Here is a 16,286-nt window from a genome sequence, read left to right on the forward strand (position 1 = left end):
ATAGCCTTATGAGACGAGTGGGAGCACTTGGCTTGGTGGCAGCGCTTGCCGCTATCTTGGTATCGCCGTTGCCGGCGCATGCCGAAGACGCTTCGGGTGCCGTTACCTACAATGCGGGAAATGGGTACTCCTTTGAGAAACTCTCGCATCCTACGGTAGGAACGTCGCAGCCGGATGGCATCGTCGACTACCAGGGTGACGGTGTCGTTGCCGTCCCGGGTACCGACGGTAACACGGCCAATAACGAAGGCGATCGCGGCCAGAGCTACGCTTGGGCGGCTGCGAGCTATGGTGACTGGCTTTATGTGGGCACCTGCTATGCGGCGATGGGCAACACGCTTACGCTCATGAACAGCTCGCTGGGCGATTCCTTTGATGCCGAGACCATGCGCCTGACGCTGGAGGCCATGTTTAACGGCACCTTCTTCTATGGACAGCAGAAGGAGGACGGCACGGCCGACAAGGACAGTCGCGGCATCTTGGTCAAGATCAACACCAAGACCGGTGAGACCAAGCTGCTACTCTCTGAATCGCTCAACGGCGTCGCTCCTTTGTTCCGCAACGCCGTGAGCTATAAGGGCAAGCTCTATTTCTGCGGCAGCGTCGTGACCAAGGGCGGCAAGGGCGGCCTGCCTGCTGTATACGAGATCGATCCCAAGACGGATGAGTACAAAGTTGTCTATCAGGGCCTTTCGAGCATGCAGGATTACGGTGCCGCCTACAAGCAGGGCATTTCTACCGGTATCCGCGGCATGTGCGTCCATGATGGCCAGCTCGTCATCAGCAATGTGGGTAAAGACGCGGCCGGTAAGTTTGTGTCGACAATCCTGACGTCGTCTGACCCCTCGAAGGGCCAGGGCAGCTTCACCGAGATCGCCAACTCGAACACGCTGTTTGGCTATCCGGCGATTCGCTATCAGGACAGCATCTACGGCGGCGCCATTTGGGATATGGTCTCGTACAATGGCCATCTCTATGCGACCATCTGCACCGGCACGCCCGAGAATGCTCCCGATGATAATTCCATGCGGTCGTTTGCCATGGTTCGTGGCGACAAGAACGCCGACGGCAGCTATACGTGGACTCCGATTGTCGGCGACCAGGAGACGGACGATGCGAGGTACTGCTTTGGCATCGATCCTGCCCGCACCCGTTCTGGTGCCGCCAACCTCATCGTCTACAACGATTACCTCTATATCGGTGAATATAACGACGAGGAGATTGCTCTCGAGCGCATCCTGTTCAACAAATCCAACGCCGAAGAGGGCGGCAAGAGCAGCATGGGCGGTGTTGACTGCTCGTTTGTGAATGCCAATCTTGAGCAGTCGGTCAGCATCTATCGCATGGACAAGGACGAGAACATGGAGCTCGTCGTTGGCGATCCCACCGACATGTTCCCCGAGGGCGGTATCTCCGGCCTGGCTTCGGGCTTTGGCCGAAACGAGAACCAGTACATTTGGCGCATGCAGAAGTTCGACGGCAAGCTGTATATCGGTACCTTTGATACCGCGAGTCTGCTTGAGCCGATCGGCCAGTTCTCCAACGGCGACATTATCGATATGACGCCCGAGGAGTGGGACTCTCAGGTTCAGCGCCTTAGGGACCTGCTCGATCACCTGCTCGACAAGAAATCGTCCGATGCCCCCATCGTTCCTGTGGACACGCTTACGGACGATGATTCGAACGAAGCCGCCGATGTTGATGATTCGAAGGAAGCTGCCGATGTCGATGACGAGAAGACTGAGGTTGCTAAGGGCTTTGGCGATCTGAGCGATGCGTTGGATGGGGCCGCGGGCGACCTTTGCAATCAGGCCGCGACGATGTCCCAGGACTTTGAGGACGACGCCGCTTATGTTCAGAAGATCGATAGCGAGATCGCGTACTTCAAGTCCTTTGCCGACCAGTATCAGGACATGCTCGATAGCTATGAGAGCCTGAAGCAGCAGTACGAGGATGCCTATGGCACCGAGCTGCCGGGCGATATTCAGGATGCGCTCGACAAGCTGCTGAGCAAGGAGAACCTCAAGAAGCTGCAGAGTGTCCTTACGTGCATGTACTACCTGCGCAATGCCGAGCGCGGCTTTGATATGTATGTGACCGAGGACGGCGTGAACTTTACGACGTTGACGACCAACGGCTTTAACGATCCGTATAACCATGGCCTGCGCACCTTTGCGGTGACCAACCAGGGTCTGTGTCTTGGTACCGCCAACCCGTTCTATGGTTGCCAGGTCTGGATTCAGCGCAAGGAGAATTCGGAGAGTCCGGTTGAGCCCGGTACCCCGGACCCGACGGAGCCCACGGATCCCTCGCAGCCGGGCGGCGGCGATCAGCCTGGCGGCAGCCAGACGGGCGGCAACGGCCAGTCGAGCAGCACCACGACCACCGTCGCGACGACCACCAAGAAGGCTCCGAAGGACGGCTCGCTGCCCCATGCCGGCGACTCGACCTTCACGCTGGTCTTGGGGCTGCTGGTTGCGGCTGCCGCAGTGCTTGGCGTCGCCCTCGTCCTGCGCAAGCGCTCTCGCTGCTAGGCTCGGCCGCGCAGCTCGATGTCTTGGATATCGTCGAAGCCGATGGCGATGTCTCGGAGTTTGAGCAGCTTGAACGCGGGGAGCACTTCGTCGAGAATGCCGGTGCGGCTACGATAGCCGTATGTATCGTAATAAGTGACGCGCACCAAGTCGCCGCGTTTGAGGCCCTCGAGCTTTTTTGAAAGTTCGAGGGCTTTTTCTTCCGTGAGTTCGCATTTGGGCTCAACAGAGATCTCTTGTTTGCGCACGAGCTCATAGTATCCCGTGAGGGCGGCAAAGGGCATAAACTGCGCGGCACGGTTGGCGCGAACGGCACCGTTGGCGGTGAGCCTGGGGTCGGCGGCGCGACGCCTTCCATCGGGGTCCGCCAGGCGTTCAAAAGGTGTCGGTGGCCGCATCGGCTGTTGTTGGGCCTTAGGCACGATGTCCTCCTATCTGATCGTTGCGTTCGCGTGCGGTGGCGCCGGCGGTAAAGCTTAATCCCTTGACCAGGGCGTTCTTGCCGTACTTGCCCTTCACGGCCAGAACGGCGCGGGCCAGGTCACGCTCGCGTTCATCGGCCTTAACATCGCTAAACAGATCGATGGTGGCAAATTCCTCGGGCATGAGGTTGCCAAAGCCCAAATTGATGCGCTTGACCGGTCGTTTGGGATCGACGGTCTGCGCCCAGAGCTCATCGAAATGGCCCATGATCTTCTTAAACGAATTGGTGCGCTCGGGCAGCTTGCGCGAAGCGTTAGAGTGCGCAAAGAGCGCGGCATAGCCGCCACGCGGTTTGCCGCCATGCTCTCCCACAAAGATGCCGTCGATTGCCTGTGCCTCGCGCACCAGACGGCGCCGTTCGTCATCGCGCTGGACGGGCTTGGGTGCACGGGGTGTGAGCTCGGGGCCGGCGGTTGCGGCGGGTTCGATGCTCGACGTGCTCGAACGCAAATGTCCGCATCCGTCTACATATTGCGCTGTGCCGCTGGCGTCGAGGCGGCGTATGTCGGCGCGCTCGCTCGCGTAACCCACAAAGAGCGAGATGCTGTCGCAGACCGCGTGCTTATCGACCAAGTCCAGTACGGCGGCATCGACCATCTCGCGCAAGATGGTGTAGGCCTGCTCGTAGGCATAACCCTTCGAGAGCACTTGTCCTGTGGTGGTTGAAGTTGCCTGTGGGCGATAGGCCTGAATATCGGCGATAGTTGTCGGCTCGCGCCCAAAGGCGTGGTCGATGAGATACTCGGCATTGACGCCGAGTTCGTCGTAAAGCAGATTTTCGTCGAGCGCGGCGACACCCATCAGATCGTATACCCCGTACTTTTCGAGGCGGGCTGCCACGCCGGGGCCGATACCCCAGATATCGGTGATGGGGCGATGGGGCCAGATCTCCTTGCGAAAGGTTTCGTCGTCGAGTATACCGATGCGGCTGGGTACGTGCTTAGCGGTAATGTCGAGCGCCACCTTGGCCTGGAATAGGTTGGGGCCGATGCCGACTGTCGCCGTGATGCCGGTGCGCGCGAGGACCTCATCGCGCAGCATGCAGGCAAAGCTTTTGGCATTGGTATGGTAGAGCTCTAGATAGGGTGTCACGTCGATAAAGCACTCGTCAATTGAGTAGACGTGAACGTCTTGCGGACTGACGTATTCCAGGTAGATACCGTAGATCTGCGCCGACACCTCCATGTAGTGCTGCATGCGCGGTGCGGCCTTGATGTAGTCGATTCCGTCGGGAATCTCGAACAGGCGGCAGCGGTTGTGTATCCCGAGGTCCTTCATGGCCTGGGTAATGGCGAGGCAGATGGTCGTACGCCCGCGTGATTCGTCGGCAACGACCAGGTGGGTGGTGAGCGGATCGAGCCCGCGGTCAACGCACTCGACGCTGGCGTAAAACGTCTTGAGGTCGATGCAGATATAGGTGTGACGCCCGTGCCCCACGCGTCCTCCCATCAAACACATGTTCTTATCGAATACATGTTCGATAATACCCGCTCGTCCGGACATCGTCAAAACCTGCCAAAAAGGGACAGGTTTATTTTGGTAGGTAAAACGCTTGACCGACCAAAACAAACCTGTCCCTTTTTGGCAGGTATGGTCGGGCGGTTGCATCGGGTTTTAACGCAGCTCTAAAGAGCGCGAAACAGCTCGGAAAACCTCGCTTCGTAGCATGAGCCTAGCGATCGATACCACCATAAAGCACGGAAGGGTTGTGGGGATAATGGTCAACTATGGGTTTGGTATGCCGACGCGCCTTGTTGCGGATGGAGACGTGGCTCGCTGGTGTGGACGATTGGTCGCTCACTACGGCGGCACCAAGGCGCTGGTGGTGCTGGGTGGCGACAAACATACGCGCGATGAGCTTGTCTCGGCGGCGCTCGGCTCGCTTGACCGAGCTCTGCTCGAGCGCGTGCTTTTTCGTTGCGGCTCGGTTGAGGGCGACGGGGGAGACGAGCTGATCGACGAAGCTGTGGCCCTGGCGACCGACGAAGGCGTGGACTTTGTCCTGGCGATCGGCGATGCCGATACTGCCGGCTTTGCGCGCGAACTCGCGCGTCGCATGGCGGCGCTCGATGCCGGCGAAGACGGTTTTGTCCCTTATGGATGCATTGTCTCGGAGGGCAAAGTGCCTGCCGTCGTGGGGGCCGGTGAGGTTCCCGTTTTTGCCATCATCGCGCCCGAACTGCTTGAGGGCATTGGGTCTCCTCTGCGTGAGTTGCTCGGCAGCGTGTGCGCCGCGGCGTAGGAGGGCGTTATGCCGTATGTTCAGCTTGCTGTTGCTATAGCTTGCGAAATCGGTGCATCGTCGGCGCTCAAGGCCACGCACGGCTTTACCGTGCTGGCGCCCAGCGTGGCGACAATCGCGCTGTACGGCCTGAGCTTCTATCTATTTTCTCTCGTTCTCAACGTGCTCGATCTTGCGAGCGCCTATGCCACGTGGTGCGCTGCGGGTATCATCGCCACCTCGGTCATCTCAGCGCTCGTCTTTGGCGACCATCTGAATCCGATGATGCTTTTGGGGCTTGCCTTGTGTGTTGCGGGCGTGGTGATCGTGAACCTCGCGAGCGCGTCGTAGCTCGCCGGGCAGCGCCTTCTCTACAGCAATTAAAGAACGCCGGTCGTGCGGATGGACTTCCGCGTGACCGGCGTTTCTTTTGTATTACGAACATATTGCCAGCTTGCAACCTATGTTGCGCGTGCGTAAACGCTCGGCGTCGCCCATGTTTCAAAACACTCCGTTAATAAAACAGGCGGTTTTGGCACGCATAATCCCCAACAACGAACGCGCACCGGCGCGCTCACCGCCACCGAAGAGGGGAGAAAACCATGAAGGAACTGGTACTCATCATTCGCCCGGAGATGCTCGAGAGCCTGAAGGCCATTCTTGACGAGGTGCACTGCGGCGGTATGACCGTTTCATCCGTTATGGGCTGCGGCACGCAGAAGGGCGCCTCGACCGATGGCGTCAACGAGATCCGCGGCTTCAAGATTAACATCAACCTGCTGCCCAAGATTCAGGCGAGCGTGGTCGTGCGCGACCAGGATGTCGAGACCATCATCTCGGCCGTTCGCGAGCGTATGGCCGACGGCCGCGTGGGTGACGGCAAGATCTTTATCCGCGATATTGCCGATGCCGTGCGTATCCGTACCGGCGAGCGTGGCAACGCCGCTCTGTAGGTAAACGGATCGAGAGAAGGCGATTGCCATGCCCGGTACCCAACCGCTCGTCCAGATTAAGAACATCAACAAGTTCTACGGCGAGAACCACGTGGTCAAAGACCTGTCCATCGATGTGCAGGAGGGCGAGTTCCTGACGATTCTGGGCTCGTCCGGCTCGGGCAAGTCGACGACGCTGCGCATGGTCGCCGGCTTTGAGCAGCCCACTACGGGCGAGATTTTGCTCGCCGGCACCAACGTGGCCGATAAGGAACCTTTCGAGCGCGACGTGAATACCGTGTTCCAGAGCTACGCACTGTTTCCGCACATGACCATCTTTGACAACGTTGCCTACGGCCTCAAGATGAAGAGGGTCTCCAAGGACGAAATCCGCGAACGTGTAATGGAGATGCTCGATCTGGTGCAGCTCGGCGGCTTTGAGGGCCGCAAACCCGACCAGCTGTCGGGTGGCCAAAAGCAGCGCGTCGCTATCGCCCGTGCCCTGGTCAACCGACCCAAGATCTTGCTGCTCGACGAGCCGCTGGGTGCGCTCGATCTCAAGCTGCGCAAGCAGATGCAGCTCGAGCTCAAGCGCCTCCAGCGCAAGCTTAACATCACGTTCCTTTACGTGACGCACGACCAGGAAGAGGCGCTCACCATGAGCGACCGTATCGCGATCATGCACGATGGCGTGCTGGAGCAAATCGGTACGCCCAAGGAGATTTACGAGGCACCTGCCAGCAAGTTCGTTGCTACGTTCATTGGCGAGACCAACCTGTTTGAGGGTATGGTCTCGGCCGATACGCCCGATGGGCTCGAAATTTCGCTCGAGTCCGGTACGATTCGCTCCGATGCCAAGGGCTTTCACTTTGGCGAGCTCGTGGCCGTGTCGGTGCGTCCGGAGCGCATGCAGTTTGCTCTCGAGCCGCGCGACGGATTCTCGCTTATGGGCACGGTGCGCGAGCAGGTGTACGTGGGTTCCATGGTCAAGGCGATTGTGGTGCTGCCCGATGGCCAAGAGGTGCGCCTGGAGCGCCTGGCCGGTGATGAGCTGCCCGAGAACGGTCCGGTCTATCTGTACTGGGATCCGGCGGATGCTCGCACCATCAAGACGCTTGACCAGGTCTTTTTCTCGGCACTCGAGAATGCCGAGATGCGTTAGGGGGCGACAGCTATGTCCGATACCGCAACTATGGCGGCGACCGTTGCCGCCACCGAGCACGACGTCGAGGCCGCCCGTATCGAGCGCCATCGTCGTTTTCGCTCCAACACGCTGCCGGCGCTGGTAACCGTGGGCCCCGTCACCTTGTGGCTGCTCGCGTTTATCGCGGTGCCGCTGCTCTACATCCTGATCATGGGCTTTTGCTCTACCGACCAGTACTACAACGTGGTCTATAGCTTTACGCTCGATAACTTCCAAGCCATGCTGGACCCCGAGTATCTCAAGATCTATGGACAGTCCATCCTGATCGCGGCCATCTCCACTGCCATCTGCCTGGTTTTGGCTTATCCGTTTAGCTATCTGATCAGCCGTACGTTTAAGTCTCAAAAGACGTTGCTGTACATGATGATCATCATCCCGTTTTGGACGAACTCGTTGGTGCGCATCTACGGCTGGCGAACGTTTCTTTCGGCGACCGGCCAGCTCAATACGTTCTTGATGGCAATCGGTGCGACGAGCGAGCCCATTCAGTTTCTGTACAACCAGGCCTGCACGGTCTTTGGCATGGCATACGACATGTTCCCGTTTATGGTGCTGCCGCTCTATGCCGCCATCGAAAAGCTCGACGAGTCGCAGATCGAGGCGAGTTTTGATCTGGGTGCCAACATGCTGACCACGATCTTTAAGGTCGTGATTCCGCAGACTATGAGCGGCATCTTCTCGGGCTGCATCATGGTGTTCATCCCCAGCCTGGGCGCGTTTTATATCTCGGACATCCTGGGCGGCGGCAACGCCGATGTTATCGGCAACCTGATTCAACGCCAGTTCCAAAGCGCCAACGACTGGCCTTTAGGAGCCGCGCTCTCGATTCTGCTCATCGCTATTACGCTGCTGCTGGTCAAGATCTACCAAAAGGCCGGCGGCGATATGGAAAGCCTGGGGGTGTAGACCATGGCAATCAAGCGTCAAACCAAGCATAAGTTGAGCCGTGGGACGGGCATCGTCTTTTGCGCCCTGATCTATGCAATCCTGTTTTTGCCCATTGTGATTGTGGTTGCCAACTCGTTTAACGGCAATACCGAGAAGCCCTATCTGAGCTGGGGTGGCTTTAGCCTGCGCTGGTACGTGCATCTGTTCCAGAACGGTCCGCTGCTGACAAGCTTTGGCAACACCATGCTGCTCGCTATCACCACGACGGTGCTGGCGACGGCGCTGGGCACGTTGGGCGCCGTGGGCCTGTACCGCTATAAGTTTCCCGGTCGCAACCTGATCGACAGCTTGCTGTACATTCCGGTCGTTATCCCCGAGATCGTCATGGGCATCTCGTTGCTGCTGGTCTACGTAAAGGTTGGCGTGCCCCGCGGCATGGTGGGCCTGATCATCGCGCACGTCACATTCTGCGTGAGCTTTGTGATCTTTAACGTCCGCGCCCGTCTGGATGGTTACGACCCATCGCTCGAGGAAGCGTCCATGGACTTGGGCGCCAACCGCCTGGTCACGTTCTTTAAGGTGACGCTTCCCATGCTGGCTCCGGGTATTGCTGGCGGCGCGCTGCTCTCCTTTACGCTCTCGATCGACGACGTCGTGGTGTCCTACTTTGTCTACGGCCAGGACCTGACCTTCCCGCTCAAGGTGATGCAATCCATCAAGGGCGGCGTGGTGCCCGATGTGAACGCGCTGTCCACGCTGATCTTGTTGGGAACGGTGCTTGTCGTCGTGATAACTCAAAGCGGGCTGATCGACAAGTGGCGTGAGCGTCGTACCGCAGCCAAGCTGAGCCAGGAAAGGGGGCGCTAGGACATGAGTGACTTCGATGTGATGGAGGCTTTCCATAGGCAGCAAATCTCGCGCCGTCAGTTTTTGCGCGGCGCGCTGGGCCTGGCTGCCGCTGGACTTGCGGCCGGCGCTGCGGGTGGCCTGACGGGATGCGGTAAATCCGACAGCCCCAACGAGCTCAACATTTTCATTTGGACCGAGTATGTGCCCGATTCGGTGCTCGAGGGTTTTGAGAAGGAGACGGGCATCCATATCAACCAATATCTGTACTCGTCCAACGAGGATATGCTGGCCAAGGTGAGGACCGAAAACGAGGGCACCTACGATATCCTGCAGCCCACGGACTACATGGTCAAAAGCCTCATTGCTCAAGAGCTGCTGGAACCGCTCGATCTTTCGGTGCTCACCAACAAGGGCAATATCGGCAAGCAATATATGGACCAGGAATTCGACCCCGGCAATAAGTATTCGATTCCCTTTATGGGCAGCTGCACCGCAATTGCGTACAACGAGGACGAGGTCGATAAGCCAGAGAGCTTTAACGATATGCTCGATGAGAAATTCCGCAGCAATATCGTGACGCTCAACGACTTTCGTGAGGTGCTCGCCGTTGCCGGCATGACGGTGGGACTTACTGGTAACGAGGAAGACGACGAGAGTATCGCCAAGATTGCCGAGCAAGCGGCTAAGTTCAAACCGAACTTTAAACTGTACGACTCCGACAGCCCCCGCAATGCGCTGGTGTCGGGCGACTGCATCGCCGGCATTATCTGGACGGCAGAGATTGCCCTGGCGCAGCGCGATAACCCGGCGATTCAGGTGGCGTTTCCCAGCGAGGGTTGCGGCATCGGTACCGATAACTGGTGTATCCCCAAGGGAGCCAAGCACTACGACAACGCGTTGGCTTTTATCAACTACATGCTGCGCCCCGAGGTGGCCAAGGTGGTCTCGGAGGATTACCCCTATGTGCAGCCCAACACCGAGGCCATCAAGCTGCTCGACGAGGATTTCCAAAACAATCCGGTCGAGAACGTGCCTTCCGACGTGTTTAAGCATGGTCGCCGCACCGAGGCGCTACCGCCCAAGGTGCTGCGTAAATACGACAAGATCTGGACGAATCTGAAAGGATAGATCGATATGAGTAACTCGACCGAAATCGATTTTAGATTTCTTTCGGAGCCCGATATCATCAAGGCGGGCGCGACCGATATGGCGCACTGCATCGATGTGATGGAAGACCAGTTTAAGCTGCTGAGTCTGGGCGATTACCGCATGAGCGGCAAGAACAAGAACAGCCACGGTGCGTTTATGGACTTCCCAGAGTACTCGCCGTTTCCCAACATGCCCGTCGCCGGACCCGACCGCCGCTTTATGGCCATGTGCTCCTACCTGGGCGGCAGCTACAACATGTGCGGCCTTAAGTGGTATGGCTCCAATGTCGACAATCGCGAGAAGGGCCTGCCGCGCTCGATTCTGACGCTTATGCTCAACGATCCCGATACGGGTGCGCCGCTGGCCCTGATGAGCGCAAACCTTATCAGCAGCTATCGTACGGCCGCCGTGCCTGCCGTAGGTGCGCGCTATCTTGCACGTAAGGACGTGCGCACGGTGGGCATTATCGGCCCGGGCGTGATGAACAAGACCACGCTGCGCTCTTTTTTGATGGAGCGTCCCGATATCGAGACGGTCAAGGTTAAGGGCCGTGGGCGCCGTTCGCTGGAGTCTTACGTGGACTACGTGCATCAGAACTTCCCGAGCATTAAAAACGTGCAGATCGTCGAAACCGAGGAGGAAGCCATCCGCGACAGCGACCTGGTGAGTGTCGCTACCAACGAGAACGGTGGAATCGAGACATACCCGCGCGTGAAGCGTGAGTGGGTCAAGCCCGGCGCGCTCATCTGTGCCCCGAGCGACCTGTATGCCGACCGTGAACCGTTTATCGAGGGCGAATGGAAGTGCGTGACCGACCTGTATCCCATGTACGAGGACTGGCGCGACGAGATTGGTCGCTTTGATGTGTGCGGTACACTCGGCAACGAGTGGGTCGATATGGTCGACTACGGTATGCTACCGCGCGAGCGCGTAGTGGACCTGGGCGACATCGTGCGCGGCGTCGACCCCGGTCGCACGAGCGAGGACGACATCTACTTCTTTAGCATCGGCGGCATTAACACCGAGGACGTGAGCTGGGGCACTACGATCTACCGCAAGGCCGTCGAGATGGGGTTGGGCCAGGAGCTCAAGCTTTGGGATACGCCGGCGCTGGCGTAAATTGCCATGCGATATATGCGCCACGATGGCGTCGTCGAAGAGGCAAAGGGATTGTCCCCCTTGCCTTTTTTATTGCAGCTCCCTTTGTTTCGGTTTGAATGGTAATCGACCGGAAACTGCTCGTTAACAGGGCAAATCGTAGGATAGGCGCTGTTGGTAACCGATGAACGAGAGGGGTTTGGTGGTGCCATGTCCAGGATTGTCGAACATCCCATTTTGGGCGCTCCCAGCAAGGGGAGTCGAGTCGTTTTCACCTACGACGGCGTTGAGATGGAGGGATACGAGGGCGAACCGATTGCCATGGCGCTCAAGGCCGCAGGCGTCGAGGTCCATCGCTTTACCGCCAAGCGTCACGAGCCGCGAGGCATCTTTTGCGCGATCGGACGTTGTACCGACTGCGTCATGGTCGTGGACGGTAAGCCCAACGTGCGCACATGCATGACGCCGCTTGCCGCTGGTATGGACGTGCGTACGCAAGATGGCGTGGCCCCGCTCGATTTGGATGGCCCGCGCGCCGAGGCCTTGGTTGCCGAGGCGGCCGCAAGCCCTGCTGCCGTAAGGGAGGATGAGTAGTATGGAACGCCATGATCTGGTTGTGGTCGGCGCCGGCCCCAGCGGTCTTTCCGCTGCCATCGAGGCTGCCAAGCGCGGGCTCGACGTCGTCGTGTTTGACGAGAACGCTCGCCCTGGCGGTCAGCTGTTCAAGCAGATTCACAAGTTCTTTGGTTCCAAGGAGCATCGCGCCAAGGTTCGCGGTTTTCGCATTGGCGATGAGCTGCTTGCCGAGGCGGATACGGCGGGCGTCACCGTGGTGCTCGATGCAACGGTGATCGGCCTGTACGAGGGCCGCGAGGTCGTGGTGCGTGTTGGGGATGTCGTGCGCCATGTGAAGGGCGACGCTGTCCTGGTCGCAACGGGTGCGGCCGAAAACACGCTCAACTTTCCCGGCTGGACGCTGCCCGGCGTGATTGGTGCCGGCGCCGCGCAGACTATGATGAACCTGCATGGCGTGAAGCCGGGCGACCGTGTGCTTATGGTCGGCTCGGGCAACGTTGGCCTGGTCGTCTCGTTCCAGCTGCTGCAGGCGGGCTGCGACGTGGTCGCGCTGGTTGATGCGGCACCGCGAGTGGGCGGATACGGCGTGCATGCGGCCAAGGTCGCCCGCTGCGGCGTACCGTTTTATCTGTCGCACACCGTGGTGGCCGCCGAGGGCGAAGATCGCGTGACCGGCGTCACGATTGGCGAGGTCGATGCGCATTGGCAAGTTGTGCCCGGAACCGAGAAACATTTTGATGTGGACACAATCTGCGTTGCCGTCGGTCTTTCTCCCATGAGCCAGCTGCTCTCGATGGCGGGCTGTGACATGGTCGATGATCCCAAGCGCGGCGGCTATGTGCCGGTGTGTGACGAGAGGGGCGCGACGAGCGTGCCCGGCGTGTACGTGTCGGGTGATGTCGCGGGCATCGAGGAGGCAAGCTCCGCCATGATCGAGGGCCGTATCTCGGGTGTGGCGATTGCCGAATACCTGGGTTACACCGATGCGGCGGATGCGGACGAGTCCGAGGATAAGCTCGAGGCCTCGCTCGACACCTTGCGTCAGGGCATGTTTGCGCCCAAGAACCGCGGCAAAAAGATCGAGGTTACCGAGGAAGGGTGCCCGGTCTCGCAGCATCTGCTGCGCCATGGCTATCTTTCCGACGACGAGCTCGATAACTACCCCGGTGTGACCCACGACGCGGGCGTTCACCCCGTGATCGAGTGCACGCAGAACATTCCCTGCAACCCATGCCAAGATGCCTGCAAAAAGGGCTGCATCTCCATTGGCGAGCACATTACGTCGCTGCCAATCGTGATCGAGGATTCCCATTGCATTGACTGCGGCATGTGCGTGGCGAGCTGCCCTGGTCAGTCGATCTTTTTGGTCAACGAGGATTGCGGCGACGGTACCGCGACGGTCACCTTGCCCTACGAGTTCTATCCGTTGCCTCAGGTGGGCGATTGCGGCCGCGCTTTGAGTCGCTCGGGCGAGCCGGTGTGCGATGCCCAAGTGGTGCGCGTGCGCAGCGTCAAGGCGTTCGACAAGACGGCGCTCGTGACCATGAGCGTGCCCAAGGAGTTTGCCATGACAGCGCGCATGTTCAAGCCCGTCGAGGATACCGAGGAGGTGGCCTGCCATGAGTGAGGCCGTGAACTTTTACAAGGAGCCGGGCGAGCCGCTCGACCGTGCGGCGATTGACCTGGGCCCGTATGTGCCTGCGCCCGATGACGGCGTGCTCGTCTGCCGTTGCGAAGAGGTGACGAAGGGCGATATCCGTCGTGCCATTCATGACGGCATGTACACCATGACCGAGATTCGTCGCTACCTGCGTCAGGGCATGGGGCTGTGCCAGGGGCAGAGCTGCACCAAGCTCGTGCGTCGCATTATGGCCACGGAGCTTGCCGGCACGCCGGCCGTGGCGCTGCTGGAACCCGAAACCTCGCGAGCGCCCATGCGCCCGATCGAGATGAGCGTGCTCGGCAACGGCGAAGAGGGGAGGGCGTAGCCATGGCGCGAACTTATGCAGATATCACCGATGCCGCCTGCGACGTCGTCATTATCGGTGCCGGCGTGATTGGATGCGCGGCGGCGTACAACCTGGCCAAGAAGGGCCGTAGCGTCACGGTGCTTGACCGTGAGCCCAATGTGGGCGAAGGCGCAAGCTCGCGCAACGGCGGTGGCGTTCGCCAGAGCGGCCGAGATGCGCGCGAGCTGCCGCTGGCCATGTATGCCGTCGAGAACATCTGGCCCACGCTGTCCGACGAGTTGGGCGCCGATGTCGAGTACGTCAAGCGCGGTAATCTGCGCCTGGGCAAGACCGAGGAACACCTGCAGACGCTCCGTAAACTGGCGAGTATGTCGCAGGGCCTGGGGCTCGACATGAAGATGATCGGTCCGGACGAAGTCCGTGAGATCAACCCGTACCTGTCCGATCAGGTGATTGGCGCCTCGTGGTGCCCTACGGACGGACATGCTAATCCCATGCGCACCACGCTCGCGTATTATCGCGCGGCAAAGGCGCTCGGCGTGCGTTTTGTGACGGGTGTCGAGGTCAAGCGCCTGCGCAAGGTGCGTGGTCGCATCTCCAGCGTCGAGTGCAACATCGGCACCTTTACGGCTAACGACGTGCTGCTGGCAGCGGGTCTAGGCAGCCGCGGTATCGCCGAGAGCGTGGGCATCGATATCCCCATGACGGGATCGCTCATCGAGTGCTTGGTTACCGAGGCTGAGCCTACGATGTTCCCGCAGATGCTCGGCGTTGCCACGGGTGACTTTTATGGCCACCAGACGGCGCACGGGTCGTTTGTCTTTGGTGGCAGCTCGGGTCTTGAGGAGTCGAACGGCGCGTTTGGCGGCCGTCCCACCTCGAGCATTACGGCGTCGGCTGAGTGCCGCGCCATCATGGGCTACATTCCGCGCCTGGCCGAAGCCAAGATTGTGCGTACGTGGGCCGGCTGGGAGGACGAGAGCGCCGATGGCGTGCCGGTGATCTCGAAGATCGATGAGGTTCCGGGCCTGACCATCGCCTGCGCCTTTACCGGACACGGATTTGGCATCTCGCCCATCGTGGGTCTGCTGCTTTCCGAGCTAGTGTGTGATGAGCCCACGACGCTCGACGTCTCGGCCTTTCGCTACGACCGCTTTAAGGCGTGGTTGTGATGGAAGATTTTTCGTATCGCCTGCCCACGCACTTTGTGTTTGGGCGCGGTTGCGAGCGGGAGGCAGGACGGCTCGTGGCGCACTACGGCGGCACCAAGGCGCTCGTGCTGTTCGGAGGCGGCTCGGTGGAGCGATCTGGCCTGCTGTCGCGTGTGCTTGATTCGCTCGACCGAGCGCTGCTCGATCATGTGGAGCTCAAGGGCGTCAAGCCCAACCCGTTGCTGAGTACGGTCTACGAGGGTATATCGCTTGTACGTGATGAGCGCGTGGACTTTATTCTCGCGCTTGGCGGCGGCAGCGTTATCGATACCGCGAAGGCCATTGCCGCCGGCGCGCGCTATTCGGGTGACGTGTGGGACTTCTACGGCGGCGACCGCACGCCCGATCGGGCATTGCCGGTGGGCTGCGTGCTCACGATTGCAGCCTCTGGCTCCGAGGCCTCGCCCGATTCGGTGATCACGCAGGATGGCTCGATGCTCAAGCGCGAGACGTCCTCGTCGGTGCTGCTGCCGACGTTTAGCATCCTGAATCCCGAGTTGACCGAGACTCTGCCGGCGTATCAGACGGCGTGCGGCATTACCGATATGTACTCGCATCTGTTGGAGCGCTATGTGAGCAGGAGCAGTGATGTTGGCGTGTCCGACCGCATGATCGAGGGTCTGATGCTCGCGATCATTGACGAAGCGGAGCCTGTTGTGGATGACCCGAGGGACTACGATGCGCGTGCCAACCTTATGTGGGCCGCCACGATGGCGCACTGCGGTATTGCCGGCGTTGACCGTCGGCATGACTGGGCGAGCCACGATATCGAGTATGCCCTGTCGTCGCGCTATGGCGTGGCGCACGGCGCGGGGCTTGCCGTGGTGATCCCAGCGGTGCTCACGTATTACCTGGATGTCGAGGTGGCCGCGGTGCCGCGCTTGGCTCAACTGGCACGTCGCGTTTGGGGTGTTGACGAGGCGGACGATATGGCTGCTGCCCGTGCCGGTGTCGAAGCCCAGCGTTCATTCTTTGCCTTGCTCGGTATGCCGACGACGCTCGAGGAGGTGGGCGGCAAGCTCGAGGATATCCCCTTGCTGGCTCACGAGACGTGCTTTGCCGGCGGTCGCGCCGGTACCGTGGGAGGCTATCTCCCGCTCGATGAGCATGCCGTCGCCCGTATCTTCAGCATGATGCTCGCCTAATACCTGCCAGGAAGGGACAGGTTTAT

General features: G+C 59.8%; 16 protein-coding genes. 14 read left to right on the forward strand and 2 right to left on the reverse strand.

All coding sequences use genetic code 11. The annotated features are described in order from the left end of the window. The first annotated feature begins 8 nt into the window (after positions 1 to 8). The gene (locus ACTQXM_RS00370) at positions 9 to 2,534 is read left to right on the forward strand and encodes a hypothetical protein (protein WP_441536769.1); all 2,526 of its coding nucleotides are present in this window, start codon (positions 9 to 11) and stop codon (positions 2,532 to 2,534) included. Here ACTQXM_RS00370 and ACTQXM_RS00375 read toward each other — a convergent pair. Continuing rightward, positions 2,531 to 2,956, reverse strand: coding sequence for a hypothetical protein (locus ACTQXM_RS00375; RefSeq protein ID WP_441048588.1), 426 nt, complete (start codon positions 2,954 to 2,956; stop codon positions 2,531 to 2,533). The genes ACTQXM_RS00370 and ACTQXM_RS00375 overlap by 4 nt on opposite strands. Further along, a complete protein-coding gene (locus ACTQXM_RS00380; protein ID WP_441547580.1) occupies positions 2,949 to 4,466 on the reverse strand; it encodes a Y-family DNA polymerase in 1,518 nt (505 codons plus the stop codon). Before ACTQXM_RS00380 ends, ACTQXM_RS00375 begins: the two co-directional genes overlap by 8 nt. 289 nt (positions 4,467 to 4,755) lie before the next feature. On the opposite strand from ACTQXM_RS00380, the gene ACTQXM_RS00385 reads away from it, so the two are divergent. From ACTQXM_RS00385 to ACTQXM_RS00445, 13 genes are all read left to right on the forward strand, one after another. Further along, entirely contained in the window at positions 4,756 to 5,259 is a 504-nt protein-coding gene (locus tag ACTQXM_RS00385; protein ID WP_427718555.1) for an iron-containing alcohol dehydrogenase, read from the forward strand. A gap of 9 nt (positions 5,260 to 5,268) precedes the next feature. Then, entirely contained in the window at positions 5,269 to 5,589 is a 321-nt protein-coding gene (locus tag ACTQXM_RS00390) for a DMT family transporter (protein WP_441536773.1), read from the forward strand. 251 nt (positions 5,590 to 5,840) lie between these two features. Beyond that, positions 5,841 to 6,191, forward strand: coding sequence for a P-II family nitrogen regulator (locus ACTQXM_RS00395; RefSeq protein ID WP_441536775.1), 351 nt, complete (start codon positions 5,841 to 5,843; stop codon positions 6,189 to 6,191). 28 nt (positions 6,192 to 6,219) lie between these two features. Then, positions 6,220 to 7,332: an ABC transporter ATP-binding protein gene (locus ACTQXM_RS00400; RefSeq protein WP_441536777.1), complete on the forward strand. Its 1,113-nt coding sequence runs from the start codon at positions 6,220 to 6,222 to the stop codon at positions 7,330 to 7,332. Between the two features lie 12 nt (positions 7,333 to 7,344). Further along, on the forward strand, positions 7,345 to 8,280 hold the full coding sequence (locus ACTQXM_RS00405; RefSeq protein ID WP_441536779.1) for an ABC transporter permease: 936 nt from the start codon (positions 7,345 to 7,347) through the stop codon (positions 8,278 to 8,280). Between the two features lie 3 nt (positions 8,281 to 8,283). Beyond that, on the forward strand, positions 8,284 to 9,129 hold the full coding sequence (locus ACTQXM_RS00410) for an ABC transporter permease (RefSeq protein ID WP_441536781.1): 846 nt from the start codon (positions 8,284 to 8,286) through the stop codon (positions 9,127 to 9,129). A 3-nt stretch (positions 9,130 to 9,132) separates the two neighbouring features. Then, a complete protein-coding gene (locus tag ACTQXM_RS00415; protein ID WP_441536783.1) occupies positions 9,133 to 10,239 on the forward strand; it encodes a polyamine ABC transporter substrate-binding protein in 1,107 nt (368 codons plus the stop codon). Between the two features lie 6 nt (positions 10,240 to 10,245). Next, positions 10,246 to 11,379 carry a tyramine oxidase subunit B gene (locus ACTQXM_RS00420; RefSeq protein WP_441536785.1) on the forward strand — a complete coding sequence of 378 codons (1,134 nt, stop codon included), beginning with the start codon at positions 10,246 to 10,248 and terminating at the stop codon, positions 11,377 to 11,379. Positions 11,380 to 11,568: 189 nt separating this feature from the next. Then, entirely contained in the window at positions 11,569 to 11,952 is a 384-nt protein-coding gene (locus ACTQXM_RS00425) for a (2Fe-2S)-binding protein (RefSeq protein WP_441536787.1), read from the forward strand. Between the two features lies 1 nt (position 11,953). After that, positions 11,954 to 13,561 (forward strand): FAD-dependent oxidoreductase, encoded by a 1,608-nt coding sequence (locus ACTQXM_RS00430; RefSeq protein WP_441536789.1) that lies wholly within the window; start codon positions 11,954 to 11,956, stop codon positions 13,559 to 13,561. Then, positions 13,554 to 13,922, forward strand: a complete 369-nt coding sequence (locus ACTQXM_RS00435; RefSeq protein ID WP_441536791.1) for a (2Fe-2S)-binding protein — start codon at positions 13,554 to 13,556, stop codon at positions 13,920 to 13,922. The genes ACTQXM_RS00430 and ACTQXM_RS00435 overlap by 8 nt, the downstream gene beginning before the upstream one ends. Positions 13,923 to 13,924: 2 nt before the next feature. Continuing rightward, on the forward strand, positions 13,925 to 15,076 hold the full coding sequence (locus ACTQXM_RS00440) for an NAD(P)/FAD-dependent oxidoreductase (RefSeq protein ID WP_441536793.1): 1,152 nt from the start codon (positions 13,925 to 13,927) through the stop codon (positions 15,074 to 15,076). Further along, positions 15,076 to 16,260, forward strand: coding sequence for an iron-containing alcohol dehydrogenase (locus ACTQXM_RS00445; RefSeq protein ID WP_441536795.1), 1,185 nt, complete (start codon positions 15,076 to 15,078; stop codon positions 16,258 to 16,260). The genes ACTQXM_RS00440 and ACTQXM_RS00445 overlap by 1 nt, the downstream gene beginning before the upstream one ends. Positions 16,261 to 16,286: the final 26 nt, after the last annotated feature.

It is taken from the genome of Collinsella sp. LCP19S3_D3 (assembly GCF_052121455.1).
GTDB lineage: Bacteria > Actinomycetota > Coriobacteriia > Coriobacteriales > Coriobacteriaceae > Collinsella.